We start from the raw sequence: 25,321 nt of genomic DNA on the forward strand, positions 1-25,321 counted from the left end.
AATAGGAGCGTGTAAATCTTGGAGTAAATACGAATGGGGTTCGGTTAGAACCTTTTTCATCACAATAAAAACAAAAATGCTTGAAATGAAAACTGCTATTGCAACTGTGTATTTGCTGTATTTGGGGGTTTTGGGAGTCCAAAATGAAAGAAATCCCAACTTTGATGAAAAATCTAAACAGAAAGAATTGCTTAATCAATATTATCAACTCAATCTGAAAATTTTCCGAAAAGGATCTGATATGAAAGATGTGGAAGCATTATTCCAACTGTTCACAGAAGACTTTACCTATACTCATCAGGGATATGGTGGCGTATATACCAGAGAAGATTTGTACAATGGATATCGCCGAAATTTAGAATCAGGAGAATACGATGGAAGCATTTATGATATCCGTGTTTTTTCACTCATTTCAGGAAAAGACGCACTGGCAGTCAGCAAAAGATTTGTGACCAAAACCAACCCAGATCCTCCAAAAGAAACGGGGGAAATGACTGTTTTTGAATTCCGGAATGGAAAGATTTACAGAATCACGGAATATTGGTAATCAATGTTTTACCAGTCCATTTTCTTTTTCATTCGGCTGAAAAACTCCGGGGTAACTCCCAAATAAGAGGCAATCAGTTTCTGAGGAATTCGGGTCTCATAGTTCTTGAATTTTTCATGAAATGCCCGATACCTTTCTTCGGCAGATTGACTGATGGTTTCCAAAATTCGCTCTTGAAAGGCCACAAAAGCACGCTGAGTGATGACCCTGAAAAATCGTTCCAATTGAGGGATTTGACTATATAGTTCTTCTAGGTCCTCGTAGGATAGTTCCAAAACAGTGCTCTCTTCCAAGGCCTGAACATTGAGAATGGCTTCTTTCTGGGTGATAAAACTCTTCAAATCACTAATCCACCAACCTTCAAAGGCAAATTGGATGATATGATCTAGCCCTTTGGCATCGGTAAAATAAGCCATTACAGACCCTTCAATGACGAAATTGGTCACTTTGCTTTTGCCACCTGCAAAAACCAGAAATTGACCTTTTTTGAATTTTCGGGTGCCTAGTTTGGATAGGATTAATACCTTTTCAGACTCAGAGAGCGAGATATAATTCTCCAGACTTTGCCATAGGAGCTCAGTATTCATCTTGATCTAGGTTAAGTAAAAGACTTAATCCAAGTCATTCGACAAGGATTGTAATTGGCGGACCTTTGAAAGGTCATTATAAACCAAAAAAATATAATATCATGAAAAAATGGATGTTCATTTCCTATTTTCTGACTTGTCAGGCAGGGTTTGGCCTTTCACAGGTCATGTCAACTGAGAAAGTTGGAAAAAGCCCTTGGGGGCCCAATGATGAAATTGGTACGCTTAACTTGATGAGCGATCAGAGCCGATTAGAGGTATTAAGCCATGTTAGATCAGGAAAAATCTATGACTTAAGTGTAGAATATTTCGTGGGGATGCCCAGCTTCGATGCTTTGGGAGATCCTGCCTATCAATTCTGGATGACCCACACTCCAAAAGGTACGCTCATTGACAATCCCAATGGGATGGGAGAGGGGATGAATGCCAATGTCAGCTATACTGGGGATGCCATTTCCATGTATACACATATGGGAACCCATATTGATGCATTGAATCATTTTGGGTTGAATGGTAAAATCTGGAATGGTTTTTCAGCTGATGAGTATTTGGGGGATAAAGGCTGGAAAAAAACAGGTGCAGAAACCATTCCTCCCATAATTGGAAGGGGTGTTTTAATTGACATCTTAGCTTTGAAAGAGGTAGATCAGCTGCCGGAAAATTATCGAATCAACTCTTCTGATTTGAAATCAGCTCTAGAAAGGCAAAAAACAAAACTACAGAAGGGAGATATAGTCCTCATTCGAACAGGGCAGGCAAGGCATTATGAGCATGCAGATCAGTACTTGGGTAACTATCCGGGGATCAACCTAGACGCAGTTAAATGGTTGGTGGAGGAGCAGCAAATTATGCTTTTGGGTGCGGATAATTTAAGTTTCGAAGCTTTCCCTCCTGAGCGGGAGGACAATTGGGTACCTGTCCATACCTATTTGCTTGCGGAGAAAGGCGTGATGTTTATAGAGCAAATGAATCTGGAGAGTTTAGCTCATGATGGGGTTTATGAATTTGTTTTTATAGGTAGTTCGCTGAAGTTACGGGGGGCTTCCGCGTCTCCTATGCGTCCCATTGCCATACCTATCAATTAAATGATTTGAAAATGGAAAACCTTCATTTGATGGTAGCGGCCTTTGGAGTCGGAATATTGATTGTCCTGCAGGGCAGTTTAAATGCCCAGCTTGGAGTTAGGTTGGATAATGCATTAGTAGCTTCCTCTTTAAGCCTTTTAGTCAGTGCTTCTCTCGCCATTTTGGTTTTGCTTCTCGCAAAAGAGAATATGGCAATTCTGGAAAAAATTCAGACCATTCCTTTGTACTTGTTTTTTTTGGGAGGAGTTCTAAGCTTTCTTGCAATCGCTTCTTTTTACTATGTGATTCCGAGAATTGGTATTTCTACTACGGTCGCATTTGGTCTAAGCGGTCAATTAATTTTTGCGGGATTAGCCAGTCACTATGGATGGTTTGGATTGCCTATTGAGCCCATCACTTTCAAAAGAATTATGGGGATCTCTCTGATGATTGTTTCGGTGTTGCTAATAAAATCCTAAAAGAGCTATGGAATTATTGAAACACTCAAATGTAAATAACCTCACAGAGCTTTGGAAAGTAGGGGGACTCTTAGCAGGTAAATTCATTTCAGAGAATGAAGTCTTTGCCAGCCTTGGAAGTCAGGGAGATTGGCCAGATAAGGTATGGATTACTGGCTCATTGAATTCTAAAAAGCTTTTAGCTGTTCAATCTCTGTCAAAGGGAAAGCCCTGTAGTTTGGCTGTTTGGGAAAAGGAAATCCAAGAAGACTTACTTGCCGAATTTGGTTTTCATTCGTCTTCTAAATTGGTTGGGATGTCCTGTGATCTAGCTATTTTTTCCTCCCAAACCAATCCGCCAATTCAACTGCAACTGGTAAAAACGCCGGAACAAGCTTTGATTTGGTCACAGGCCTTCTTCCATTCCTTTGGGTATGAAATTCCTCCTTCCACAGTGATAGCCCTCGGAGAAAAAGTGAGTTTTTACACCGCTTCATTTGAAGATAATCCTATAGGAACCAGTATGGTCTTTCAAGATTCCAGGGGTGTATCAGGAATTTATTCTATTGGAGTGGCTCCCTCTTTTCGAGGAAAGGGTTGGGCAAATCACTTATTCGAAGCCACTCTTTCAAAGGTAAAAAAAGCCGGGGCCACCACGGCTATCCTTCAAGCCTCAGCCATGGGCTTGGGATTGTATTTAAAATACGGCTTTCAGTCAGATTTTAAGATCAGATTTTATAAAAACTGAAAAAGAAAGAAATGAAATCGAGCATGGCAAAATTCGACACCCAGAGGGATGTTTATTCATCATGCGAGATTCCTTCTGACCTTTAAAAATTAAATTATATACAGATGAAATTAATAGAAACATTGAACTGGCGCTATGCCACCAAAAAATTTGATTCAAAGAAAAAAATTAATTCAACCCATTTGGAACTGCTTAAAGAGGCTGTTCGACTTTCGGTCTCCTCTTATGGGCTTCAATTGTATAAGGTTTTGATAATTGAAGATCCTAAAAAGAAAAAACTGCTTAGGAAAGCTTCTTGGGACCAATCGCAAATCACGGATGCATCCCATTTGTTCGTGTTCTGTAGTTACAACCAAAACTTTAATGAAGGAGTCGATTCATATATCAACCTCTTACAAGAGGGAGTGGAAGAATCTAAAAAAGCCGGGATTCTTGCCTATGGAAAAAGTATTAAAAAAAGCATTTCAGCCATGGGTGAAGGAGAAAGACAGTCCTGGTCAGAGAAACAATGCTATTTAGCAATGAATAATCTCCTAATTGCTGCGGCAGAACTTAAACTTGACGCTTGTCCGATGGAAGGATTTGAGCCAGATAAATATGATGAAATTTTGGGCTTAAATGACCAGGGATTACATGCTGTATTAGTTGCTCCGATAGGATTTCGCGCCTTAGATGATTCGACACATTTTCGTAAGAAAGTTCGGAGAAGTAGTGAAGAGCTATTTGAACTCATATGAAGAAAGGGAGAGTAATGGATATTTTAAAACTTGTATTACAAAGTAAAAATTTGGATGAAACCCAAAGGTTCTATCAAGAGAGACTTGGTTTTAAGCTTCTTTTCCGAAACATGAATCAAGTAGGTTTCCAAGTTGGATCTTCTGAATTGGTATTTAAGAAAGTGTCAGAGGAATCCTCTCCCCAATATCATTTTGCCTTCCTTATCCCAAGTCAATCCATTGAATTGGCTTTTCAATGGTTAAATGATAGAGGGGTTAAAATGCTGATCCCAGACTCAGGTCCTATTGTGCATTTTGAAAACTGGAAGGCAAAGTCGGTCTATTTCAAAGATGACCAGGGGAATATTTTGGAAGTCATTTGTCGGATGGATCTCCAAAATGAAATAATCGGAGATTTTTCAACCCAAAACATATTGTGTATAAATGAAATAGGAATTGTCACTGATTCCCCTTTGGAAACGGCTGAAAAAATCATTGCCGATTCAGGGATTAATTATTTCCCCAAAGGACCAAAAGATTCTGATTTCTTGGCCTTGGGTGAGGAATCCGGTCTACTTGTTATTTCTAAAGAGGGACGGAATTGGTACCCCACACAAATACCCTCAACCCCCTGTGGGTTAAGTTTTGAAATCAAAGTTGGTGATAAGACTACTTGGTTTGAACTCCATCGCTAACACTCAGGATACCCCTTTATGGAACTGCTACCTATGATTGGACAATATGATTAGCTCGTTTTATTGAGTAGATATTGAAAAATAAGACAGATTAAATGGTTTTAGAAGGGCCTATATATGATAACCATGGTGAATTGTCAGCCCTGTAGCAACCTTAAGTATGATCCAACTTTACTTGATAAATGAATTAAAAAAGAAATTATGTTTAAAAAATATCCAATAATTAAATGGACACTGACCACTGTAGCTCTCATTGTGGCTATACTTATCTCCATTGGTCTATATATCGCGAGTCTTTTACCGGAAGAAGATGGTGCCTTAGTTAATAGTCAAGCAAGTGACATCACTTACATCACTAAAGATGTGCCAGCTTATCGGGGGAAAATACTAGCTGTTGTAACCAGCACAGATACCATGGGCACAAGTGGTAAACGCACAGGATACGAACTAACAGAATTAGCAAGAGCTTACTATGTTTTTAAAGCCAATGGTTTTGATGTTGATATAGCAAGTCCTTTAGGAGGTAAACCACCCATAGTGTTAGACGATGATGATATGGGAATATTCGATTATGCATTTTTGAATGATTCTATTGCACAATCCAAAACCAATAATAGCCTTTTACTAAAAGATGTAAAACCTGAAACATATGAAGCTGTTTATTTTGTCGGAGGGAAAGGAGCAATGTTTGATTTTCCAAATAATAGATTTATACATGCTTTGATAAAAGATTTCCATAAGAATAACAAAGTTATCGGAGCAGTCTGTCATGGCCCTGCAGCCTTTGTAAATGTCACCTTAGACGATGGACAGCCATTTTTAAAAAATAAGCAGGTCAGTAGCTTCACCAATAAGGAAGAGTTATTGTTAATTCCAAATGCAGAATCAGTTTTTCCTTTTTTATTACAAGACAAACTAATTTCTCAAGGGGCCATATTTAATGAAGGCATCATGTACCTTGAAAGAATAAGTCACGATAATAATTTAATTACTGGCCAAAATCCATGGTCGGTATGGGCAATTTCAGAAGCTATGGTTAAGCAGTTAGGGTACAAGCCGAAACATAGGACCATCACTGCGGAAGAAAATGCTGTTAAAGTCTTATTTACCTATGAAACAAAAGGTAAAGAGGGTTCCAAAGCAGAACTAAAACAAATTATTGAAGAAAATAAACAATCTGTTTCTAGGTCATTACTTATTAGTCATGGTGCTGTATCAGTGATACAGGGAGATTTAAAAAAATTATATGACCTTTTAGGTTTAGCGTCTTTTGCAAAAGATATTGAACTTAATAGGTAGAAAATAATTGCGATTAAATTTTGGGATGAGTTTTTTTATATAAAAATGATTATTGAATACAGGTTAGTCTAAATAGCTGAAGTGGAGTTTTATAAAATTGCTACCGTACAAATACCTTGTTTAAATAAAAATGAATAGGTAAATAAGAAAAATGAAATCAATAAAAAGATATAGGGTATTAAGCCAAGGGGGCTTGTATGGCTTTCGGAAGAGAAAAAATCAGAAGGATTATAAAAAGGGTTTTCATTTTAAATGTGGAAGGCTCGAGTTCAAAACTAAGCAAAAATAGCGCCTTATCAATTGTGTTTTATTAAAGCATATTTTGCGGTTTTGGGAGAAATGGTTGTTAGAATTCTACTATCATTTTATGGATAATTGAATTTTACAGAAAAATATTAATCAGTTTCTGTCAACCACATTTCTACTCTCAAAAGCAAATAAGAAGTCACAGGTTTCCCGTCTTTTAAGCCTGGATTGAATTTAAATTTGGGAAAAGCCTCCTCGATAACATTGGTCACATATCCATTATCAGCTACAAAAAAATCAAAGCCTGAGATTTCTCCGGAATCATTGATATGCAATAAATAAGAAGCTCTTAATTTTTTATCCCAGCCATGAAGTTCAAAGCCTTCAGGAGGAAAAACCATTTGTTCTGCAACTTCAGCTTCGTTCAGTAATTCTGGGTATTCATCAGAAAGTGGATAATCTCTGAGGGTCATGGATTTTTCGTCCACACTCGTTTCTATCCCTACATTCAATTTTGGGTTTTCAAAAAGAGGCTTTGAAAGATGGGAAATTCCTTTTCCATCTTTGATTAGATATTCTTCTTTAAGTTTTCCATTTGAATAGTATTCCCGAAAATAACCTTCCGGTTTCCCATTTTTCATTTCCCTATAAGACTGTAATATTCCATTCTTATATCTTTTTTGAATTCCATCTTCCAAAAAATCCTTGAATTGGTACTCATTTTTGTAAGTAGACTTTCCAATTTGGTATTCATCATAATAATAGCCAGTGCCATCTTTTAATAGATGGTTTCCATTTTCATCCCAAAAATTGATGTATCGATGTTTATCTTCCCGGAGATCCAATTCTACTTTCTTTTTTCCATTTGAGTAATACTCGAAAAATGGCCCTGTATGGTTTCCTTTTTTATCAAGAGTGAATTTCCATTCCAACACCCCATTTTCATACCATTTGCTGTGTTCTCCAATTTCATTTCCTAAAGAGTCTTTAGTTAAACTGACTTCAATTTGCCCATTCGGAAAAAAATAGGAGATCTCTGTTTTTCTAGGTTGGGAGTGAATAACCTCCGTTTTAAATAATCGACCTTCTTTATCATATTCTTTTTGGGTCCCTAGCTGAACTCCATTTTCATAATTCAGTTCTTTGGAGATAAATCCTTCAGAGGAAAAGATCTTCAAAACACCATGAAGTTGATTGTCTCTTACCTCAAATTCCTTTCGCTCATTGGTGATGGGATCTATTGAAGAAATATTGCCTGTGAAGTTTTCAGGGAAAAAATTTCCTTCCTCATCCGTGATGTATAGATCTGAATGAGTTCGGATATATGTCTCAATCAATTGATTTGATTGTTCCGAATGTGTGAAAAATATATCATCCAAGGAATTCTGAGAAAAATCAAAAAGCACCTCTTCAGATTGATTTTCATCATTCCATTTCGCAGCCTTTTTTAGAATTTCGATACTTTTTTCATCCCCGACTCTTTGGAAGAAATCAATGATTTCAGGAATCATATAGCCGTATCCATTGTCAAAGAACTGAGAAAAACCGCCATTAGAAAGCTGGCCGGCTAAGTTAGACCAATAATAAAGTTCCTTGATTTCTGGTCTCAATTTTTCTATTAATTCGATCTGTTGAGATTGATCATACCAATCAGGAAGTCCGTCCAGAGCCCAAAAATTAAAAATTGCACCAGAGGTAGAAAAATAATCACCTTTGGTCATTTTCGGCAAAGATTGACTCGGGAAATCCTTCAATAATGGTCTGAAATCATATTCCGATTGACCAAAAGAATTGAAACAGGAAAACGTTATTAGAATTAATAAAAGGGGCTTTGCTTTTAAAAAGAGAGAAAGCATTGTTGACTTGAAAACCAAATTGTTTGAGGCAAATAACTAAAGAAAAAGTAATAAAAAAAGATTTATTTATGCCAATGTCTTCAATTGCTTTTTCATGCTTATTGAAGTAGGGGGTTTTCAATTGATATCAATAATAAGATCCTTAAGAGTTTATTGCTTTAACTCCTGTGATTTATTTTCAAATAGATTTTAAGGCATAATATTAAAATAGTCTTTCCATTTTAGACCACTTGCTTAGAGGGATTTTGGTTTACAAAAAATGCTAAATCTCTTGATTTTGCACTTGTTGTAACCGATTTGTCCACCTAAGTTAAAAGTATGCCCTCCACTATTTTATCCGCAAATGCATTTGTGGTTCCAAGTAAATTTCCACTGCTCAATTTTATTAGCTAAGAATCAATTTCTTAATCTTGGCTAATCAGTTTGAAACAATTCTTTCTTGTAAAAGAGAGAAAATCATAAAATTCAAGGATCAGTATTTATTCAAAATCTGACTGGTTTTTTGTTAGGTAGCTATCAGTTTACTTTTAAAAATGATCCTGATTGAGATTCCAAAACTGATTCGTCATTCAGTGAAAATTCATAATCAAATCGGAAAGTATAAGTACCAGTTGGGCTGTTTTTACCATTGAGATTTCCATCCCAAGGACTATTTCCTGAATAAATCAACTGCCCCCAACGATTGAAAATTATTAGAGTGTAAACTACCTCCCCGCAATCTGCAATAGGTCCGAAAGGCCCCTGTTCGGGGTTAAAGCCTGTAGGAAATCGGAATCTTGGAGCAACTTCCTGAAGACGAATATTGCCCACTCCCACGCAGCCAGCTGCATCTCTTACCTGAACCTCATATTCACCTCCTGCTACTCCTTGATTGACCTGTGTGCTTGCGCCATTGCTCCATTCATAAGTAAAAGGACCCGTGCCGCCTCTGAGCTCTGCCATTATTTCTCCATTAGTGTCCCCCGGGCAGGGATTTCGATTTACGGTAAAGACCACCTCTAAAGGATCAGGCTCGTTTAGGGTTAAGTTGAGTTCGGTTTCACAATCGTTGGAATCTAGAATCGTAAAGGCATATGTGCCTCCTTCAAGATTTTCCAGACTTACTTGATTTTGGTCTACAGGAATTTGAGGATCGGCAAGGCGATAAGGAGGAGTTCCACCTTGAATCTCAAAGGCTAAACTGCCATCAGTATTCCCAAAACAGGATGGATCTTGCTGTGAAAGAATCGAAGCTTCAAGAGGTTCTGGCTCAATAATCTCTAGATTTTCAAGGGAAATTTCGCAGCCTTGACTGTCTTGAATAATTACAGAATAAACCCCAGAAACTAAATTTGAAGCGGTTTCCGAGTTCAAACTCGGATCATGGGACCATGAAAAAGTATATGGCTGGATTCCTCCTACTATTTCCAGACTGATTTCTCCATCTGCTGCCCCGAAACAGGTCACGTTTGATTGTTCAAAAATGCTTGCTTCAAATCCAGTATTTAATGCAACTGTCAAATCTGGTGAAGTACCTTCGCAAAATTCATCCAAAGTACTGAATTCCCAATAGCGCAAAATTCCTTGACTTTCGTTTTCGTCCCACTTGACAATTATTTCGGATCCGATATTCCCGCCGATAAATTCGCCTCTGACAACTTCCCATTCATAATTCCGATTAGGTATTATCTGATTGACAGTATAGGTGTATTCCAAACTTAAATCGCAGATAAAATCGGGTCCAATAGCCATTTCCGGCTCAAGTTCCCGCTTGATCAGGACTTCTAATTCTACCGGTTTTCCCGGACAACCATTGTCACCAATTGGAATAGCCCTGATGATTGCATTTGGATTAGCCTCTCCCCATTTAACTATTGCTTCTTCATTCGTCTGGGAGATAATTTCTCCACCGATTGCTTCCCATTGAACTTCTGAAATTTCTCCCTCTCCTTCGAAGAAATAGCTCAATTCTTCCACATTTGGACAGGAGGAAAGCGGACCTTCCAATTCACCGCTTAACTCAGTCACTTCCACTTCGAATTCATGGAGCTCGGTCTCCTCACAACCTGATGCATCTATTGAAGCAAAGGCTTTGACGGTAAATGTTCCAGGTTCTGTGTAAGTGTGAAGTACTAGCTGACCTACTTTAATGCCAGTTTCATCTCCGAAATCCCAATAAAAATAGGTGTATGAGGGATCATCCGGGATTACTTCCCATGTTCCTTCCTGATCAATGCAGGCAATTCTAGGTGAACCTGTTTTGAGATCATCAAAGCTGGAGAGAATTTCATATTCGTTGTTTTCAAAATCTTTCCCAAAGTCAAGCGCATAAGACTGGGAAGCCCCAACAGCATAAAAATACCCAGAAAATCCTGCTGGATTACTTAAGGTATGTATTCCAGGAGCTAGGATAATTTGGGCATATGAGAAGTCAGGGTTATTGTCGAATGGTTCAAACTGATTAGATACAACAGCTCCATCTATTTGCATTTGAGCAAAGTCTTCCGTCCGAGTAACTAGCTGGGCATAGTGTAAGAAGGTTCCATAGACTTTATGAAAATTGACTGTGATTTGTCTTTTTGGATTATTAAATGGGGCATAGTTGACCATTTGAGGATTACCGTAGTTATCTACATTGGCAGGGGATAAAACAGAATTTTCATCGAGTATTTCGCATGAATAGGATTTCCCAAACCCAAAAACTCCTATCGGCTTGGAGGATGTAAAGTGTAAAGCCCGATCTGACTCCACATCCAAGGTGAAAAACTCCCCAGAATTTAAGCTTGCCAAAAGATTTCCCCCTTCAAATACTTCTGTGTTGTCGAAAGCAGCTATAAACTTCACCAATTCTCCCAATTGTCGATCCTTGAGCGGAATATGGAAAAACTCTGTTCCCCAGGAGGAGACAGGTTCGTTTTGATTGTAAATATGGGATGTGGAAAAAGGGCCGCATTCTGGATCTCCGATATCAGCAAATTTATTCCCTGAAAAGACGGCTATTCTTGCGCAATCTTCAGTGGAATTGATTACTGAAATTTCGGTGCCAGTCAAATCTCCTTTGGACTTAAATTGATAGGTTTGTCCTTGATTTAAGGTAATTGTAAAAGGAGAAAGCGAGTTATTGACAGGTGCGGTAGGTGTGATTTGAATTTGGGTGCCGTCCTTTGTGCCAACAATTAGAATTTGACTTTCATTGTTGAACTGTCTTTCCGAAAGCCGGATTCCTTTGGTTTGATTTTCGTAATGAGATGCTGCAAAGTAATTACTCCCCAGTTGGTCGTGAGGAAGAACCAATGTGCCGTCAAAAGTACCGGGCTTAAGATCTAAGGCATAGACGGAAACTTCACCTTCAGCATAGACATATACTCCTTTATTCTCGACCACTTGATTGGTTTGGATTACCAGATTGGGATTGGCTTCGAACTCAAAAACTTCTCCCAGTCCTAGCGAAAAAGGGACTGTATTCCCACCAAATTCTATCCTTCCTTCTACATTTTCTTCGAGAGCAGTGATAATCAAAGTAGGCTCAAAGGGTGCTCCTGGAAGAAAATTATCCATGAAACCTATGTAGAATTGATTGACTTCCTTGGTATCAGGAAGCACTTGTGCAGGGGCAGCAATCCCAACTAGTAAAAAAAGGAAAATGGAATTAAAAAGAATAAATACTGTCCTACGCATGAATTATTAATTCTCTGTGTTGACCAAATTAGCTAGGTCCTTAAGTTTTTTCTTAACAAGTGCTTGGTCAGGATTCAATTCCAAAGATTTCTCATAAAACTTCTGAGCCTCTAAATACTTTTCTAATTTCTCCAGATTTTGGCCTTTTAGAAAATGTACTTCCCAATCATCTGATAGTTCATCAACTAGAATTTGACTTAGTTAGTTGTTTAATATATAGTTTTCCTTTATAGTAAATGAAACTTCTGAACAGATATAAATTTTTAGGGGGCTAATGAAAAGGTATTTGTTAGCTAAAAAATGAAAAAAGTCAAAAGAGAATAAAACAAAAAAGCATCGCATTTCTGCAAGGCTTTTGCTCCTCCTGCATGTGAGGGACTTGAACCAACTGAGCCAAATCATCATTATGGATGAAATCAGGATCTATTAATTACTCAAAAACAAAAAAGCCTTAACTCTTTCGAATTAAGGCTTTAAATGCTCCCCCTCTAGGGCTTGAACCTAGGACCCCATGATTAACAGTCATGTGCTCTAACCAACTGAGCTAAGGAGGAATATTTTGTTTTTCCGCTCTAACCTCCCGATAGTTATCGGGATGAGCTAAGGAGGAATTTTATCAAATTCAGAGCGTTTTCCGAATTGGTGTTGCAAATGTAGGAGGCTTAGTCTTTTATTCCAAACCCTTGTCTAAAAATCTTCTTTTTATATTGATTCTTACTTCTAAATCAGCGACTTATTTTTTTGGAATCATCGATTCATACTTAGTTGAATTTAAGCCAGAGGGTATTTAGCCCCATTCCCATTGCTTATGTATCAGAAGGACAGCCCGGCTTGGAATAGAATCAAGGTTATTAAATCGATTATTTGGGTTATATTGAATTAACCAAACAATAAATCCTATGTCCCAATTCACACTCACAATCAATGGTGAAAAAAAGGAGGTAGATGCCGTAGATGATATGCCACTTTTGTGGGTATTGCGGGATCTGCTCGGAATGAAAGGTACTAAATTCGGTTGCGGTCAGGCTCTATGTGGCGCCTGTACAGTTCACCTGGATGGTACTGCTGTAAGATCTTGCTCTATCCCGATTTCAGAAGTTGGAGATGGTCAGATCACTACTATTGAAGGACTTTCAGAAAATGGAGATCACCCAGTACAGCAAGCGTGGGTGGAGCATATTGTGCCCCAATGTGGCTATTGTCAATCTGGGCAAATTATGAATGCTGCAGCCTTATTGAAGGCAAACCCGAGTCCATCAGATGAGGAAATCGAAGCCGGAATGGCTGGTAATCTATGCAGATGCGGAACCTATAACAGGATCAAAGAGGCAATCAAGTCTGCATCACAAGCACAATAAGTTTTTCACTTAAAGCCATTCACATGCTTCCGAATATTCCATTTCTAAAAAATAAAAACAGAGAAGACCAAAGTAAGGTCTTTGTTCCCTCCAGAAGGGATTTCTTAAAAATTGGTTCTTTGGCCACTGGAGGATTTCTCCTCGGGGTCAATTTCCAATGCTCCGGTCCAAAAGGAGAAACCATCACTTTTGCTCCAAATGTCTACCTCAGTATTAATTCAGATAACGAGGTTACGATTATAGCTCATAGATCAGAGATGGGTACGGGTATCCGAACTTCCCTTCCGCAGATTGTGGCAGATGAACTCGGAGCCGATTGGTCCACTGTCAAAATCGTCCAAGCTGAAGGAGATGAGGAAAAATACGGGAATCAAAATACCGATGGATCCTTTTCAGTCCGTATGTTTTACGAACCCATGCGTAAAGCCGGGGCGACAGGTCGCCATATGCTGATTTCTGCTGCCGCTGCCAAATGGGGAGTGGATGCCAGTGAATGCGATACCGAAAATGGGATGGTTGTTCATGCTGGTAGTAGTAAAAAAATCCAGTTTGGGGAGTTGGTGGAAAGTCTCAAGGATGCACCAATGCCTGCCGAAGGGGATATTAAACTTCGCGATGCTTCCAGTTTCAAACTGATAGGCACGGATGTCCCAATTTATGATGTAAAAGACATTACTAGAGGAAAAGCGGTTTTTGGGGCAGATGTTGATTTGCCAAATATGAAAATCGCAGTTGTCAAGCGAACCCCTGTGATCGGCGCAAAAGTCATTTCATACAATGATGAAAAAGCTTTGGCTGTACCTGGTGTTGTTCAGGTGGTAAAAATCGAAGGCTCAGGATTTCCTCCCGGACTAGACAAAGCTTTGGAAGGTGTGGCAGTAATCGCAGAAAATACTTGGGCTGCGATCAAAGGTCGGGAAGCTCTAGAAGTGGAGTGGGATTTAGGAGAAAATCAGTCCTATAACTCAGCTCAGCAACTTACCGAAATGGTACAAAGTACTACCAAAAACGGGAAAGTCAGAAGAGAAAGAGGAGATTTCAATTCAGCCTCTCGAGCTGCGTCTAAAGTTATTGAACGAACTTACGAGGCTCCATTTTATGCCCACGCAACCATTGAGCCACCGGCAGCCATAGCCCATGTTAAAGAGGATGGTTCCTGCGAAGTTTGGGCACCCACTCAGCATCCCCAATGGGCGCGAGGAGCCGTGGCAGGAGCTTTGGGAATAGATGTTTCTCAGGTGAAAATCAATGTAACTTTGTTAGGTGGAGGCTTTGGAAGAAAATCCAAACCTGATTTTGTGGTAGAAGCTGCTACTCTTTCAAAAGCAGCCAAAGCTCCGGTACGGGTTCAATGGACTAGAGAGGATGATCTTCATTTTGACTTCTTCCATTCCCATAGCGCACAGCGGATCAAAGCTTCTCTGGATTCCTCAGGTAACTTGACAGGTTGGAATCATCATACCGTATTTCCTGCCATTGGATCTACCAGCAGCAAAGAAGAATTACATCCATCCGATGGTGAAATGGGATTGGGGTGTGTTGATTTTCCTTTTGATGTACCAAATATCAGAATCGAGTCTCATGAATCCACTGGGAATACCCGAGTTGGTTGGCTGAGATCAGTAAGCAATATTCACCATGCTTTTGCGATGCATTCAATGATGGATGAAATTGCAGAAGCTAGAGGAAAAGATCCTATTGAAAATGCCCTAGAATTATTAGGAGAGGATAGAGACATCACATTCCAATCCGAAATGGTGGGTGGAGATTATGGAAACTACGGTGAGAAAATAGAGGATTTCCCTTGGAATACAGGGAGGATGAAAAATGTCATTCGTGAGGTAGCTTCCAAATCAAACTGGACCGCAAATAAGGAGGCAGGAAAGATTATGGGTTTTGCAGCGCATAAAAGCTTCCTGACTTATGTGGCTTGTGTGGTGGTTTTGGAGAAAGATAGCACTGGTAAAATCAGTATTCCTGAAGTTTTCTATGCTGTCGATTGTGGCGTGGCAGTAAATACGGATAGGATTCGTTCACAATTTGAGGGTGGATCTCAGTTTGCAACCAGCTTGGCAACCACTTCTGCGATTACCTTTGAAAATGGTCAAGTCCAGCAAAATAATTTTGATACCTATCAGATTATTCGAATGCCGGCTTCTCCGAAAAAGATTCATGTCAATATCATCGAAAGCCAGATAAAGCCGACAGGTGTAGGTGAACCTCCGGTTCCACCGTTTATTCCAGCCCTTGCAAATGCAATGTATCGAATGAATGGGGAGCGGATTTACAAATTGCCTTTCAAAGTTTAAATAGATTCGGGTTGTAGCAAATAGAAATCAAAAGCTGCAACCCGATTTACTTTTGATCCTTCACGGAAAATTTTCTGGTCATGTTTTTCACATACTTAGTCTTGCGAAAACGTAAAGCAGACCAATCATCATTGATTGCTATTTGTCTGACTGGCTCAAAATCAAACTGAGCAAGATAGCCCCAACCAGAATCCCGATTGATTTCTGATTTATATTTCTTAGAGGTTTTTTTAGGATAGGCTAGCCAGATTTGCTCATCATCTTTTGCTTTTGCCTGCATTTCAAAAAAGTACTTTTCAACCTCTGCTTTTGTCTGAAGAAATGCCAACATGAAATCAGGTGCTTTGGAAGGATCTATCAACCCATCTTTTGTCCATCCGGCAATTAATTCCGAGAGTTCTTCAGGAGCATTCCAAACTTGGATATTCATTCCTTCCTTCCAAGTCATTTTTTTCAAAAGTGGATCCATTGTGAAAACAATTTAAAATTTATTCGTTCCCTAATGAGAAAACTATTCTCGCCTGCGTTCAGGTATTTTGGCTATTTTAGAAATCTAGAAATAAATATATGAAATCATTTCTCTTGCTCCTTTTTGGAGTTTTTTATGTTTTTACCGGCTATAGTCAAGAATTTAAAGAGGTACCGATTTTTGGCGATGGAGTTGCTGTCCAAACTATTGATGCAAAGGTCTTAAATGAAATCAGTGGCATGGGATTCAGTAAAGTTCATCCCAATAAGCTCTATGTTCACAATGACAGTGGAGGAGAAGCAAAAGTTTATATCCTTGACTCATCAGGAAAGGAAGTAGGGGATATCGAGTTGGTAGGAGCCAAAAACAGGGACTGGGAAGATATTGCTGTTGGACCTGGGCCGGGTGGGAAAAGCTATGTTTACGTAGGCGAGATAGGAGATAATGCTGGAAAATATGAATCGATAGCGATTTATAGATTCGCGGAGCCAAGTAGTATAAAGCCTGGGATTATGGTGAATCCAGAAAAGATCCAACTGAAATACCCGAATGGACCTATGGACGCTGAAACGCTTATGGTAGATCCTGTTTCGGGAGATATTTTTATTATTTCCAAAAGAGATAAGCGAAACACGGTTTTTCGATTGGCTGCTGCTGATTTTGGCAAAGGAGAGACTATTTTAAAAGAAGTACTTAAACTGCCAATAACCAGTGCGGTAGCAGGTGATATCTCTCAAGATGGTAGCCAGATCCTAATCAAAAATTACCTTGAAGTTTATTATTGGCCAAGAAATTTGAATGAATCCCTTACAAATGCCTTGTCTAAAGAGCCTATTAAGTTACCTTACGTTCCCGAACCTCAAGGAGAAGCCATTGGCTTTGATCAAGCTGGAAAAGCCTATTTTACTTTGAGTGAGGTTCGATTCGAAATTCAGCCTGTGCTTTACAGGTATCCAAAAAAATAAAATCAATGCAGACTTCTCCCAACATTCTGATGGTTCGCCCAGCCAATTTTGGCTTTAATCAGGAAACTGCTGCGAATAATTTTTACCAGCAGGAGGATGAAAGAGCTGCAGAGGAAATCCGGGAGCTGGCCAGACAGGAATTTGACGGATTTGTCGCCCTTTTGAAAGACCAAGGAGTAAATGTGGAAGTGGTGGGGGATACTCCTAAACCAATCAAAACAGACGCAGTTTTTCCTAATAATTGGTTTAGTACCCATCCCGATGGAAAGCTGATTTTATATCCTATGTTTTCTCCAAACCGAAGGCTGGAAAGAAGAAAAGATCTGATAGAATTGCTGATAAAAAAAGGATACCAGATTTCTGAAATTTTGGATCTGAGTTTTTTTGAAAATGATAATCAATACCTAGAGGGAACCGGAAGTATGGTTATGGATCATGATAGCAAGACTATTTTTGCCTGTTATTCCGAGCGAACTCATCCCTTTCCATTGAAATATGTCGGAGAATTACTTGGATATGAAGTAGTGGGATTTAAGGCGGTTCAGGAGATCAACGGGCAACTCAGTTCCATTTATCATACAAATGTGATGATGCATGTGGGAAGAGATTTGGCAGTAGTTTGTCTGGATAGTATTCCCAAGGCTTCTGAAAAGCAAGGAGTACAAAAAGCTTTGACAAAAACCGGAAAAAAAGTGATCCCCATCACACAGAAGCAGAAATTCAGTTTTGCCGGAAATATGCTGGAAGTCAGCAATGATGGGGGAGAGAAATTTACTGTGATGTCTCAGACAGCTTTGGATAGTCTGAATGTGGGGCAAATCCAATTGATTGAAAAATACACCACCATCATCAGCCCGTCAATTCCAACTATCGAAAAACTCGGAGGCGGAAGTGCACGCTGTATGATGGCGGAGTTGTTTTTGCCAAAGCAAAAATCCTGATTTTAGGAATTATCTCCAGCACCAAGATCATAGATCTCCTGGATGCCTTTTAGAATAGTAGGAAAATCTATATTCAAATCGATCAAATTGCCTGATTCAATATCAAAAACCCATCCGTGCACAGTCGGTTGGCTTTCTGCCAGATAGCGCTGTTGCCAAGACGCCATTTTTACCACATTGATACACTGCTCCTGTACATTTAGCTCCACCAATCTTTTGTATCTCTGGTCTTCGTCCTCGATTTTATTCAATTCTACACGATGGGTTCTATAAACATCTCTGATATTTCTTAGCCAAGGATTGAGAATCCCCAAATCCTGAGCCTGCATAGCAGCTTTGACACCACCACAGAAATAATGACCGCAGACTGCAATATGTTTTACTCGTAAATGGGAAATGGCATATTCTATAACCGCAGCAGAATTTCCATCATTATTTGGGACCAAATTCGCTACGTTTCTGTGCACAAACATTTGCCCAGGTTCGATTCCTGTCATTTCTTCGGCAGTTACCCGGCTGTCACTACAACCTATGTAAAGAATTTCGGGGCTTTGTCCTTTTGCCAAATTCTCGAAATATTCTGGATTTAGTTCCAGTTTTGACTCTACCCACTTTTGATTGTTTTCAAAAACTTGTTTGTATAAATTCATTGATTCTGATTTTTATTCAATAAACGAATTTACGATCATTTTTTAATTTGATTTTTTGCCAAAGAAATTGATTCGGTGAGCAATGAACTGATCGTGGATTTAGGAAGATCTGAATGTGGGTCTAGGCGAAATATTTTCATTCGAGATCTATCTCCGGATTCTAACTCTGGATGATTCATTTGATTTCCTTTAACAAAAAGAATGTAGGGCTCCCACGTTTTCTTATCCTGCCACAAATAGCAAAAGGCTTTGTTTTGATAGCAATAACAAGGCATGTTGTACTTCATGGTTTCACTCACTTTGGAATCTGCCGCGAATATGAGCTGGCGCAAAGCCAAAAAGCAATTGGAAATAGCCTCTTCTTGATTCAGAAAAAATTGGTCAACCTGCTTTAGCATTTTATTGGTCTTAAAAAAAATGGGTCCTATTGACCCGTAGAAATTGTCTTGAATTTGGATTTAATTTCATCGGGGAAAGCCCTATAAACTCCCTCAATTAGTTGGATCTCAATGACTCCATTATTTCCCTTAAACCCGTATTTGTCAGTTGCTGCATTGTCTCTCAGAACATTCATGCTTCCAATATATTCAGGTTTCAGCCAATCTATCTGGGAAGTTCCATCTTCGAATTGAAAAGCCTTAAAGACTTTGTTTTCGGCCTCATCATCTGTTGAGCTAATCACAATTAGGGGATGATTCATGAACGAGACATGGGTTGAAAGCTCTTTTTCTGATTTATCAGCATTTGACTGTGCGAGGGAGATGGAAAAAGACGCTAGGAAAAAAAGGAGCAACAAAAATGAGTTTTTCATGATGTGATCTTTTAGCTTGAAAGGATCAATTTAGCTTTTTTAGTTTGTTTTAAGCTTTTAGACTCCCTTAAAAATTCTTAATCCTTACTTGGATGCAAGCTGATTGAAAGCTGTTGTAAGTAAGTCAGTTAAGATTTCTTCTTCCAGCTCGTTGATCTCCACATTTGTCCAGCCTTGCTTTCCCCATTTATTAGGTACAGGATAAACCTTTGACTTGTCGATAAGACAAAATAGATCTTGTTCCTTTAAACTCAATTTTACAGTGGCTTTCAGATTTTTTTGATCCAGGGTAGCGAAAATTTTCTTTTTCAGCCGAAAGGAAGTCTTTTCAAAATGGGGCATTTCTTCAACTCCTGGAAATTGCATGCAAATGCATCTAAAAGTCGCAATGGGATCCATCAGCTTAATTTCTTTTCAAAGCAAACGCTGTTTTCCACTCCGATATACTGACCGTAATTAGGTATCAGCTGATAGCCTGACTTTTCATACAAGGCAATGGCATCAGGTTGCCTTTTCCCCGTTTCTAAAACACAAGCTTTATAACCCATTTCCGCTGCCCATTTTTCTAAATCCGATAGGACCGTACTCCCAAATCCTTTTCCTCTGGAATCTTCAGCGGTATACATCCGCTTCACCTCCATCCGCTGAGAATCTATTTCCTTGATAGCTCCACATGCCTTTGGGATATCATTTTCATATAAAACCACCACATGTTTCAGACTGTCTATTTTATTATACTGCGAATAGAAGTGCGTCTCTTCCCCGTCTATTTTTGCCAAATAAGCATCAAGCAAACGGACTAATGCTTGAAAATCAGGGTTGCTGGAATCGCTGCGGCTAAGTTTTAACATGACAGAAAATTTAAAACTGAATTTAAGTGATTGTAATCAGAAATAAATTTTGGGCATAAAAAAACCGGAAGGTTTTCCTTCCGGCGAGAATATATTGACTGCTTAAAATCAGATGCCAGTATAATTAAACGGCGTGATCTGATTCAGTTCTGATTTCAATTCATCAGAAATCGGCAGATTGGCGATGAACTCTCGGATTGAAGTTTCAGTGATCTTCGTGTTGGTTCTGGTCAGGTCTTTCAAAGCTTCATAAGGCTTAGGGAAAGCCTCTCTTCTCAAAACTGTCTGGATCGCCTCAGCTACAACAGCCCAGTTGTCTTCCAGGTCCGCCGTGATTGCTGCTTCATTCAATTCCAGTTTATCCAGGCCTTTGGCCAAAGATTCCAAAGCGATGACCATATGTCCCAATGGAACTCCGATTACTCTTAATACCGTACTGTCTGTCAAGTCACGTTGTAATCTGCTGATAGGAAGTTTGGCTGACAAATGCTCCAACAAAGCATTTGCGATACCGAGATTTCCTTCTGCATTTTCAAAATCAATTGGATTGACTTTATGTGGCATTGCAGAGGATCCGATTTCTCCAGCTTTGATTTTTTGTTTGAAATAATTCATAGCCACATATTGCCACACGTCTTTTGCCAAATCCAAAAGGATCGTATTGATGCGTTTCAATCCATCAAAAAGCGCGGCTAGATTATCGTAGTGCTCGATTTGAGTAGTTGGGAAGCTTCTTACCAATCCCAAATAATCACTGACGAATTTCACAGCAAATTCATTCCAAGCAATGCTTGGGTAGGCTACTTGGTGAGCGTTCATATTTCCGGTAGCTCCACCAAATTTTGCTGTATAAGGTACTTGCTTGAGCAGTTCAAGCTGCTTTTCGATCCGCACGACAAACACATTGATTTCTTTTCCCAAGCGGGTAGGAGAGGCAGGTTGCCCATGGGTCTTGGCCAGCATCGGTATTGCTTTCCAGCTTTCTGCTTTTTCTTCCAACTTCAGCATCACTGCTTCCAATTGTGGAAGGATCACTTCCTTCATGCCTGCTTTTAGCATTAAAGGCGTGGAGGTATTGTTGATATCTTGGGAAGTAAGTCCGAAATGGATGAATTCCTTATGTGCTTCGAGTCCTAGCGCGTCAAATTTTTCCTTGAGGAAATATTCAACTGCTTTGACATCATGGTTAGTAATTTTTTCTGTAGACTTGATTTTCTCGGCATCTTCCAAAGTGAAATGATCTACGATCAATCGTAATTCAGAAAATAGAGAGTGATCAAAGTCTTTTAATTGAGGCAATGGCAATTCACAAAGTGCGATAAAGTATTCAACCTCAACGTGTACCCGATATTTAATCAGCGCAAATTCCGAAAAATAGGCTCTTAAAGGGGCTGTTTTGCCAGCATAGCGTCCATCTACAGATGAGACCGCTGTCAATGCATTTAATTCCATTGGACTATTCCGTTTGTTTTTGGAGGCTGCAATTTAGCCTTTTGACTCCAAAAATCGGGTCTTCAAGTTCCGATTTCAGCACAATTCTGGGTTTTTTACGAACCCTATGTTGATAATTAAGGTTATGCCTTCGAATTTCTCCTGCTCAAAGGCAATTATTTGGGCTGAGAGGTTAATTTTGCAGCAATTAAAAACTAAACAGTTTAGATTTCGGATGTTCAATTTATTTAAGAAAAAGAAAGAGGAAGTTAAGAAGCCAACTTATCTGCCTCTGAAAGTGAGAGAGGTAGTGAAAGAAACGGCAGATACAGTAAGTATCTATTTTGAGCAACCAGAACCTTATCTAGATTATAAGCCAGGTCAATTTTTGACTTTGGTCATCGATTTCGAAGGAAAAGAGCAACGAAGATCTTACAGCCTTTGCACTTCTCCTTATGTGGATCCATTCCCTGGGATTTCTGTCAAAAGAGTTCCTGGAGGCTTGTTTTCCAACTTTTTGAATGAGAAAATCCATCCGGGTAAAACAATCAATGTTTTAAAGCCTCTTGGAAACTTCACCACGGATTTTCATTCTAAAAATCAAAAGCATTTCTTCTTAATAGCAGGAGGAAGTGGCATCACTCCGATGATGGGCATTCTCAAATCTGTGTTGGCGAATGAACCAAAATCAAAAGTGACTTTATTATATGCCAGCCGTCACGAAGAGCATATCATTTTCAAAAAGGAGTTGGCAGAGCTAGAAGCAAAGCATGAAGGCAAGCTAAAAGTTATCCATAACCTAAGCCAACCGACCGATTCTTGGACTGGATTGAAGGGGAGACTTTCTTTGGAAAAGCTTGCTGAATTTATCAAAGGTGCTGAATCAGAAACTGAGTTTGAGTCTGAATATTTTATCTGTGGACCAGAAGGGATTCTAGAGAATTCATTGGTTGTGTTGGAGCAGTTGGGTGTAAACAAGGATAGAATCCACAAAGAAAGCTTCTATTCTGCAGCGGCCGAGGCAGCTCATGAAGCCAATGCTTCCAATACTGGATTGACTAGAGACGTGAAGATTTTGATGGAAGGTGAGGAGTATATGATTTCTGTTTCTCCGGATAAAACTATTTTGGAAGCGGGCTTAAATCAGGATCTAAATATGCCTTATAGCTGCCAAAGTGGACTTTGCACAGCATGTAGAGGAAAGCTGATCAGTGGTCAGGTGAAAATGGATGAAGATGATGGTTTGAGTGAAAAAGAAATCAATGAGGGGTATGTATTATGTTGTGTGGGTAGACCGCTGACAGATGATGTACAAATCAGCATTGAATAAGCTGTAATAATGGAATTAGAAGAAATTCGAAGTATTTATAAAAGGCTGGAGCAATTGGTATTAATCTTAATGCTGATTGCTCTTCCGCTTTTTGGGATGATTTATCTCTATCATAATTCAGGTAATCTGGACTGGGGTTTGCCGGCCTTGCCTGATTTTGTTAATGGCATTCTAGCTGGAGCTGGAACAGCGCTTTTGCTGATTCAGTATTTTTTATTTCACAGGAAATTAAAAGAGACTTTTCACTTTGACGAATTGTTGAAAAAGGTAAAAATCTATGCTCATGCTACCAGAGAGCGTTTTTTTCTTCTTTTCATCTGTTCTTTAATAGCAACTTTGGGATTGCTGTTCTTTGGTAATCCTTATTTCATCGTTCTTTTTGCAGGTACCCTGGTTTTCTTTTCCTTGGCCAAGCCAACTCCTGATAGAATCGGAAGATTATTGAAGTTGAGAAAGGAAGAGCGCGATTTGATTTTAAACGCTTCTCGTCCAGAATAAGGAAGAATACTCCAAACAAAATTCAGAGATAAATTCAAAAAAAAGCACCAACCTTTTCAGATTGGTGCTTTGTCATTGTTTGTAGTTGGTTTAGTTCTCAATGACAATATTTCCAGAAGAGATTGATCCTCTCACCCAACTTGAGGCTCCGTTATCGATCTCTAGATTTTTTCCAGTATTGATTCCTCCGACTTTAAGATTTCCTGAAGAAGCCTTCAGAGAAAAGTTATACGACTTTAAGTCCGATTGGGTTTGGATTCTAAAAGATCCAGAAGTTCCATTAAAGCGAGTGTTATCTCCAAGGCCTGCATTGGAAGCTCTGATATTGCCGGAAGTGAACTGCAAATTGCCTAGTTCACCGATATTGCTCAGCTTGGCATTTCCTGAAGTCAGGGAAGCACTAAGCTCACCTTTGATATCTTCAGCTTCTAATGATCCACTGGTCGATTCGTAATCCACATCTCCAGATACGTTGAAAATATCTGCATTACCAGAGGTTACTCCTGCTGAAATATTACCGTCTACTTGGTCGATATGCAGTGATCCTGAACTCGCTCTCACTTTCAAATCGCCTTTGATATTAGTGGCGGTTACTTTTCCTGAACTTACACGAAGGTTAGTTTCATCGTTTGTGACGCCGTCCACAGTAATAGTCCCTGAACTGTTTTTGATGTCCAATGCCATTACCATAGGGCCGTTGATTTTGATGAAACCTTTGTTTCGGTTGTTTCCCCAAGATCCGCTGTTGGATTTTCTTTCGTAGGAAATTTTCAAAACATCTCCCACCGTCACGAAAATGATGTCCTGATCGCTGTCATTGGATTCCAAAAATGCCTGGACTTTTACATCGGATCCCGAACCTCCATCATAAGAGACATCCAGCCATCCTCCACTCACTTCTATCTTACTGATGTTGGAGTAGGATTTGTTGGCATCGACTAGGACTTGCTGCGCAAAGCTCACACTTGCGAAAAGCAGCATTGCCATTAAAATAGGGCTGATTTTAAAGATTGTTTTCATGGTTTTTTATTTATCGTATTGTTACTCCAAAGCTCATTGCATTCACCTTTGGTCCTAAGTTTTCTTGGAAAAGATCGTTCAGATCATAGTTGAAAAAGAGCGTGACGTCTCCGATACCCACTTCTCCTCTAGCTCCATAACGGAAGTTTTCGATGTACATATTTGATTTTTCGAATACTTTGGTCTTGTCTCCATTTTCGTCGTCGTAGACAAATTTACCTCTGCCGCCTACTCTTAGTCCCGCATATCCACCTAGGCCTAATCTCAGCTTCTGGTTATTGGTCAAGATGGTTGGTACCACGGTTAGGTTGACATAAGATGCAGAGATTTTAGACTTGGTTCCAGTGCCTGGTTCAAATTCCTCCCAAACGATTCCATCTGGATTTTTAACTGCAATCAGGTTGGTGTCCTCCAATTTGAAATTGTACCAGCTGACGCCAAGGCTCGAAATCAGGTGGAAGTTTCTTGCTGGTTTGTAGGTGCCTTCCATGTTGATGGCATAATACCAAGATCCCCAAGGCTTCACTGCAGGCATTTCTGTTGTTGGGTTAACTAGGTTAATACCCAATTCCGTATTTAGATCTGCTCTGAATTTTCTGGTTTTGTAGCGTTCCTTTACTTGGATTTCATCATCTTCTTCCACTTCCAGAATCCACTTTCCTTCTTCGTTTTTAGTGTATTTCCAGGTGTTTCCGAATACTTTGATGATTTTATCTTTGGTGTAAATGACTGTGTCAGGTTCGTTTTGTGCGAATGCTGTGCTAAGCGAAAAAACGAAAAGTATAAGTAGTATAAGTTGGTTTTTCATGAGTAAA

The 25,321-nt window shown here is 39.3% G+C and carries 26 protein-coding genes and 1 tRNA gene; 13 read left to right on the top strand and 14 right to left on the bottom strand.

Going from position 1 to position 25,321, the window contains the following annotated elements; translation table 11 throughout:
- Positions 1–85: 85 nt before the first annotated feature.
- Positions 86–547, top strand: coding sequence for a nuclear transport factor 2 family protein (locus J0A69_RS07860; RefSeq protein ID WP_206586018.1), 462 nt, complete (start codon positions 86–88; stop codon positions 545–547).
- 8 nt (positions 548–555) lie between these two features.
- Here the strand turns inward: J0A69_RS07860 and J0A69_RS07865 are convergent, their stop codons facing one another.
- A complete protein-coding gene (locus J0A69_RS07865) occupies positions 556–1,134 on the bottom strand; it encodes a Crp/Fnr family transcriptional regulator (RefSeq protein ID WP_206586019.1) in 579 nt (192 codons plus the stop codon).
- A gap of 101 nt (positions 1,135–1,235) precedes the next feature.
- On the opposite strand from J0A69_RS07865, the gene J0A69_RS07870 reads away from it, so the two are divergent.
- The 6 genes from J0A69_RS07870 to J0A69_RS07895 all read left to right on the top strand — a co-directional run bounded on the left by J0A69_RS07870 (position 1,236) and on the right by J0A69_RS07895 (position 6,114).
- Positions 1,236–2,219, top strand: a complete 984-nt coding sequence (locus J0A69_RS07870) for a cyclase family protein (protein ID WP_236032734.1) — start codon at positions 1,236–1,238, stop codon at positions 2,217–2,219.
- Positions 2,220–2,230: 11 nt separating this feature from the next.
- Entirely contained in the window at positions 2,231–2,677 is a 447-nt protein-coding gene (locus J0A69_RS07875; protein WP_206586020.1) for a DMT family transporter, read from the top strand.
- A gap of 7 nt (positions 2,678–2,684) precedes the next feature.
- A complete protein-coding gene (locus J0A69_RS07880; RefSeq protein ID WP_206586021.1) occupies positions 2,685–3,404 on the top strand; it encodes a GNAT family N-acetyltransferase in 720 nt (239 codons plus the stop codon).
- A 104-nt stretch (positions 3,405–3,508) separates the two neighbouring features.
- Positions 3,509–4,141, top strand: a complete 633-nt coding sequence (locus J0A69_RS07885; RefSeq protein WP_206586022.1) for an NAD(P)H-dependent oxidoreductase — start codon at positions 3,509–3,511, stop codon at positions 4,139–4,141.
- Positions 4,138–4,815 carry a VOC family protein gene (locus J0A69_RS07890; protein ID WP_206586023.1) on the top strand — a complete coding sequence of 226 codons (678 nt, stop codon included), beginning with the start codon at positions 4,138–4,140 and terminating at the stop codon, positions 4,813–4,815. Before J0A69_RS07885 ends, J0A69_RS07890 begins: the two co-directional genes overlap by 4 nt.
- Positions 4,816–5,016: 201 nt before the next feature.
- Entirely contained in the window at positions 5,017–6,114 is a 1,098-nt protein-coding gene (locus J0A69_RS07895; RefSeq protein WP_206586024.1) for a type 1 glutamine amidotransferase domain-containing protein, read from the top strand.
- 395 nt (positions 6,115–6,509) lie between these two features.
- Here the strand turns inward: J0A69_RS07895 and J0A69_RS07900 are convergent, their stop codons facing one another.
- The 4 genes from J0A69_RS07900 to J0A69_RS07915 form a co-directional block, all read right to left on the bottom strand.
- Positions 6,510–8,081 carry a DMP19 family protein gene (locus tag J0A69_RS07900; protein WP_206586025.1) on the bottom strand — a complete coding sequence of 524 codons (1,572 nt, stop codon included), beginning with the start codon at positions 8,079–8,081 and terminating at the stop codon, positions 6,510–6,512.
- A gap of 651 nt (positions 8,082–8,732) precedes the next feature.
- Positions 8,733–11,873: a PKD domain-containing protein gene (locus J0A69_RS07905; protein ID WP_206586026.1), complete on the bottom strand. Its 3,141-nt coding sequence runs from the start codon at positions 11,871–11,873 to the stop codon at positions 8,733–8,735.
- Positions 11,874–11,879: 6 nt separating this feature from the next.
- Entirely contained in the window at positions 11,880–12,065 is a 186-nt protein-coding gene (locus J0A69_RS22775; protein ID WP_206586905.1) for a tetratricopeptide repeat protein, read from the bottom strand.
- A gap of 288 nt (positions 12,066–12,353) precedes the next feature.
- Positions 12,354–12,427 (bottom strand) — tRNA-Asn (locus J0A69_RS07915).
- Between the two features lie 345 nt (positions 12,428–12,772).
- Between J0A69_RS07915 and J0A69_RS07920 the strand changes: the two genes are divergently transcribed.
- Entirely contained in the window at positions 12,773–13,231 is a 459-nt protein-coding gene (locus J0A69_RS07920; protein ID WP_206586027.1) for a (2Fe-2S)-binding protein, read from the top strand.
- A 23-nt stretch (positions 13,232–13,254) separates the two neighbouring features.
- The gene (locus J0A69_RS07925) at positions 13,255–15,540 is read left to right on the top strand and encodes a xanthine dehydrogenase family protein molybdopterin-binding subunit (RefSeq protein ID WP_206586028.1); all 2,286 of its coding nucleotides are present in this window, start codon (positions 13,255–13,257) and stop codon (positions 15,538–15,540) included.
- Between the two features lie 46 nt (positions 15,541–15,586).
- Here the strand turns inward: J0A69_RS07925 and J0A69_RS07930 are convergent, their stop codons facing one another.
- Positions 15,587–16,009: a hypothetical protein gene (locus J0A69_RS07930; RefSeq protein WP_206586029.1), complete on the bottom strand. Its 423-nt coding sequence runs from the start codon at positions 16,007–16,009 to the stop codon at positions 15,587–15,589.
- Between the two features lie 98 nt (positions 16,010–16,107).
- On the opposite strand from J0A69_RS07930, the gene J0A69_RS07935 reads away from it, so the two are divergent.
- A complete protein-coding gene (locus J0A69_RS07935) occupies positions 16,108–16,974 on the top strand; it encodes a hypothetical protein (RefSeq protein ID WP_206586030.1) in 867 nt (288 codons plus the stop codon).
- Between the two features lie 5 nt (positions 16,975–16,979).
- On the top strand, positions 16,980–17,915 hold the full coding sequence (gene ctlX, locus J0A69_RS07940; RefSeq protein ID WP_236032736.1) for a citrulline utilization hydrolase CtlX: 936 nt from the start codon (positions 16,980–16,982) through the stop codon (positions 17,913–17,915).
- Positions 17,916–17,917: 2 nt separating this feature from the next.
- On the opposite strand, the gene J0A69_RS07945 is transcribed toward ctlX, so the two are convergent.
- The 6 genes from J0A69_RS07945 to purB all read right to left on the bottom strand — a co-directional run bounded on the left by J0A69_RS07945 (position 17,918) and on the right by purB (position 21,679).
- Positions 17,918–18,565, bottom strand: coding sequence for a carbonic anhydrase (locus J0A69_RS07945; RefSeq protein WP_206586031.1), 648 nt, complete (start codon positions 18,563–18,565; stop codon positions 17,918–17,920).
- 35 nt (positions 18,566–18,600) lie between these two features.
- The gene (locus J0A69_RS07950; RefSeq protein WP_206586032.1) at positions 18,601–18,963 is read right to left on the bottom strand and encodes a DUF1801 domain-containing protein; all 363 of its coding nucleotides are present in this window, start codon (positions 18,961–18,963) and stop codon (positions 18,601–18,603) included.
- A 26-nt stretch (positions 18,964–18,989) separates the two neighbouring features.
- The gene (locus tag J0A69_RS07955; RefSeq protein ID WP_206586033.1) at positions 18,990–19,376 is read right to left on the bottom strand and encodes a hypothetical protein; all 387 of its coding nucleotides are present in this window, start codon (positions 19,374–19,376) and stop codon (positions 18,990–18,992) included.
- An 84-nt stretch (positions 19,377–19,460) separates the two neighbouring features.
- Positions 19,461–19,742 (bottom strand): MmcQ/YjbR family DNA-binding protein, encoded by a 282-nt coding sequence (locus tag J0A69_RS07960; protein ID WP_236032738.1) that lies wholly within the window; start codon positions 19,740–19,742, stop codon positions 19,461–19,463.
- 32 nt (positions 19,743–19,774) lie between these two features.
- Positions 19,775–20,227: a GNAT family N-acetyltransferase gene (locus J0A69_RS07965; RefSeq protein ID WP_206586035.1), complete on the bottom strand. Its 453-nt coding sequence runs from the start codon at positions 20,225–20,227 to the stop codon at positions 19,775–19,777.
- Positions 20,228–20,335: 108 nt separating this feature from the next.
- The gene (purB, locus tag J0A69_RS07970) at positions 20,336–21,679 is read right to left on the bottom strand and encodes an adenylosuccinate lyase (protein ID WP_206586036.1); all 1,344 of its coding nucleotides are present in this window, start codon (positions 21,677–21,679) and stop codon (positions 20,336–20,338) included.
- A gap of 214 nt (positions 21,680–21,893) precedes the next feature.
- On the opposite strand from purB, the gene J0A69_RS07975 reads away from it, so the two are divergent.
- Both J0A69_RS07975 and J0A69_RS07980 read left to right on the top strand, forming a co-directional pair.
- Entirely contained in the window at positions 21,894–22,988 is a 1,095-nt protein-coding gene (locus J0A69_RS07975; RefSeq protein WP_206586037.1) for a ferredoxin--NADP reductase, read from the top strand.
- 9 nt (positions 22,989–22,997) lie between these two features.
- On the top strand, positions 22,998–23,486 hold the full coding sequence (locus J0A69_RS07980; protein WP_206586038.1) for a hypothetical protein: 489 nt from the start codon (positions 22,998–23,000) through the stop codon (positions 23,484–23,486).
- A 90-nt stretch (positions 23,487–23,576) separates the two neighbouring features.
- Here J0A69_RS07980 and J0A69_RS07985 read toward each other — a convergent pair whose 3' ends face one another.
- Both J0A69_RS07985 and J0A69_RS07990 read right to left on the bottom strand, forming a co-directional pair.
- Complete coding sequence (locus J0A69_RS07985) at positions 23,577–24,506, bottom strand: DUF4097 family beta strand repeat-containing protein (protein WP_206586039.1); 930 nt, start codon at positions 24,504–24,506, stop codon at positions 23,577–23,579.
- Positions 24,507–24,516: 10 nt separating this feature from the next.
- On the bottom strand, positions 24,517–25,314 hold the full coding sequence (locus J0A69_RS07990) for a hypothetical protein (protein ID WP_206586040.1): 798 nt from the start codon (positions 25,312–25,314) through the stop codon (positions 24,517–24,519).
- Positions 25,315–25,321: the final 7 nt, after the last annotated feature.

It is taken from the genome of Algoriphagus pacificus, from assembly GCF_017254845.1.
Taxonomy (GTDB): Bacteria; Bacteroidota; Bacteroidia; order Cytophagales; family Cyclobacteriaceae; genus Algoriphagus; species Algoriphagus pacificus.

Excerpts from the sequence above, each read along its gene's own strand:
- J0A69_RS07905 (WP_206586026.1), bottom strand. The coding sequence starts at position 11,873 with ATGCGTAGGACAGTATTTATTCTTTTTAATTCCATTTTCCTTTTTTTA.
- J0A69_RS07980 (WP_206586038.1), top strand. The coding sequence starts at position 22,998 with ATGGAATTAGAAGAAATTCGAAGTATTTATAAAAGGCTGGAGCAATTG.
- J0A69_RS07955 (WP_206586033.1), bottom strand. The coding sequence starts at position 19,376 with ATGAAAAACTCATTTTTGTTGCTCCTTTTTTTCCTAGCGTCTTTTTCC.
- J0A69_RS07945 (WP_206586031.1), bottom strand. The coding sequence starts at position 18,565 with ATGAATTTATACAAACAAGTTTTTGAAAACAATCAAAAGTGGGTAGAG.
- J0A69_RS07890 (WP_206586023.1), top strand. The coding sequence starts at position 4,138 with ATGAAGAAAGGGAGAGTAATGGATATTTTAAAACTTGTATTACAAAGT.
- J0A69_RS07935 (WP_206586030.1), top strand. The coding sequence starts at position 16,108 with ATGAAATCATTTCTCTTGCTCCTTTTTGGAGTTTTTTATGTTTTTACC.
- J0A69_RS07950 (WP_206586032.1), bottom strand. The coding sequence starts at position 18,963 with ATGCTAAAGCAGGTTGACCAATTTTTTCTGAATCAAGAAGAGGCTATT.
- J0A69_RS07870 (WP_236032734.1), top strand. The coding sequence starts at position 1,236 with ATGAAAAAATGGATGTTCATTTCCTATTTTCTGACTTGTCAGGCAGGG.
- J0A69_RS07925 (WP_206586028.1), top strand. The coding sequence starts at position 13,255 with ATGCTTCCGAATATTCCATTTCTAAAAAATAAAAACAGAGAAGACCAA.
- J0A69_RS07965 (WP_206586035.1), bottom strand. The coding sequence starts at position 20,227 with ATGTTAAAACTTAGCCGCAGCGATTCCAGCAACCCTGATTTTCAAGCA.
- purB (WP_206586036.1), bottom strand. The coding sequence starts at position 21,679 with ATGGAATTAAATGCATTGACAGCGGTCTCATCTGTAGATGGACGCTAT.
- J0A69_RS07885 (WP_206586022.1), top strand. The coding sequence starts at position 3,509 with ATGAAATTAATAGAAACATTGAACTGGCGCTATGCCACCAAAAAATTT.
- J0A69_RS07960 (WP_236032738.1), bottom strand. The coding sequence starts at position 19,742 with ATGCAATTTCCAGGAGTTGAAGAAATGCCCCATTTTGAAAAGACTTCC.
- J0A69_RS07875 (WP_206586020.1), top strand. The coding sequence starts at position 2,231 with ATGGAAAACCTTCATTTGATGGTAGCGGCCTTTGGAGTCGGAATATTG.
- J0A69_RS07930 (WP_206586029.1), bottom strand. The coding sequence starts at position 16,009 with ATGGATCCACTTTTGAAAAAAATGACTTGGAAGGAAGGAATGAATATC.
- ctlX (WP_236032736.1), top strand. The coding sequence starts at position 16,980 with ATGCAGACTTCTCCCAACATTCTGATGGTTCGCCCAGCCAATTTTGGC.
- J0A69_RS07895 (WP_206586024.1), top strand. The coding sequence starts at position 5,017 with ATGTTTAAAAAATATCCAATAATTAAATGGACACTGACCACTGTAGCT.
- J0A69_RS07920 (WP_206586027.1), top strand. The coding sequence starts at position 12,773 with ATGTCCCAATTCACACTCACAATCAATGGTGAAAAAAAGGAGGTAGAT.
- J0A69_RS07860 (WP_206586018.1), top strand. The coding sequence starts at position 86 with ATGAAAACTGCTATTGCAACTGTGTATTTGCTGTATTTGGGGGTTTTG.
- J0A69_RS07990 (WP_206586040.1), bottom strand. The coding sequence starts at position 25,314 with ATGAAAAACCAACTTATACTACTTATACTTTTCGTTTTTTCGCTTAGC.
- J0A69_RS07865 (WP_206586019.1), bottom strand. The coding sequence starts at position 1,134 with ATGAATACTGAGCTCCTATGGCAAAGTCTGGAGAATTATATCTCGCTC.
- J0A69_RS07900 (WP_206586025.1), bottom strand. The coding sequence starts at position 8,081 with ATGACCAAAGGTGATTATTTTTCTACCTCTGGTGCAATTTTTAATTTT.
- J0A69_RS07880 (WP_206586021.1), top strand. The coding sequence starts at position 2,685 with ATGGAATTATTGAAACACTCAAATGTAAATAACCTCACAGAGCTTTGG.
- J0A69_RS07975 (WP_206586037.1), top strand. The coding sequence starts at position 21,894 with ATGTTCAATTTATTTAAGAAAAAGAAAGAGGAAGTTAAGAAGCCAACT.
- J0A69_RS07985 (WP_206586039.1), bottom strand. The coding sequence starts at position 24,506 with ATGAAAACAATCTTTAAAATCAGCCCTATTTTAATGGCAATGCTGCTT.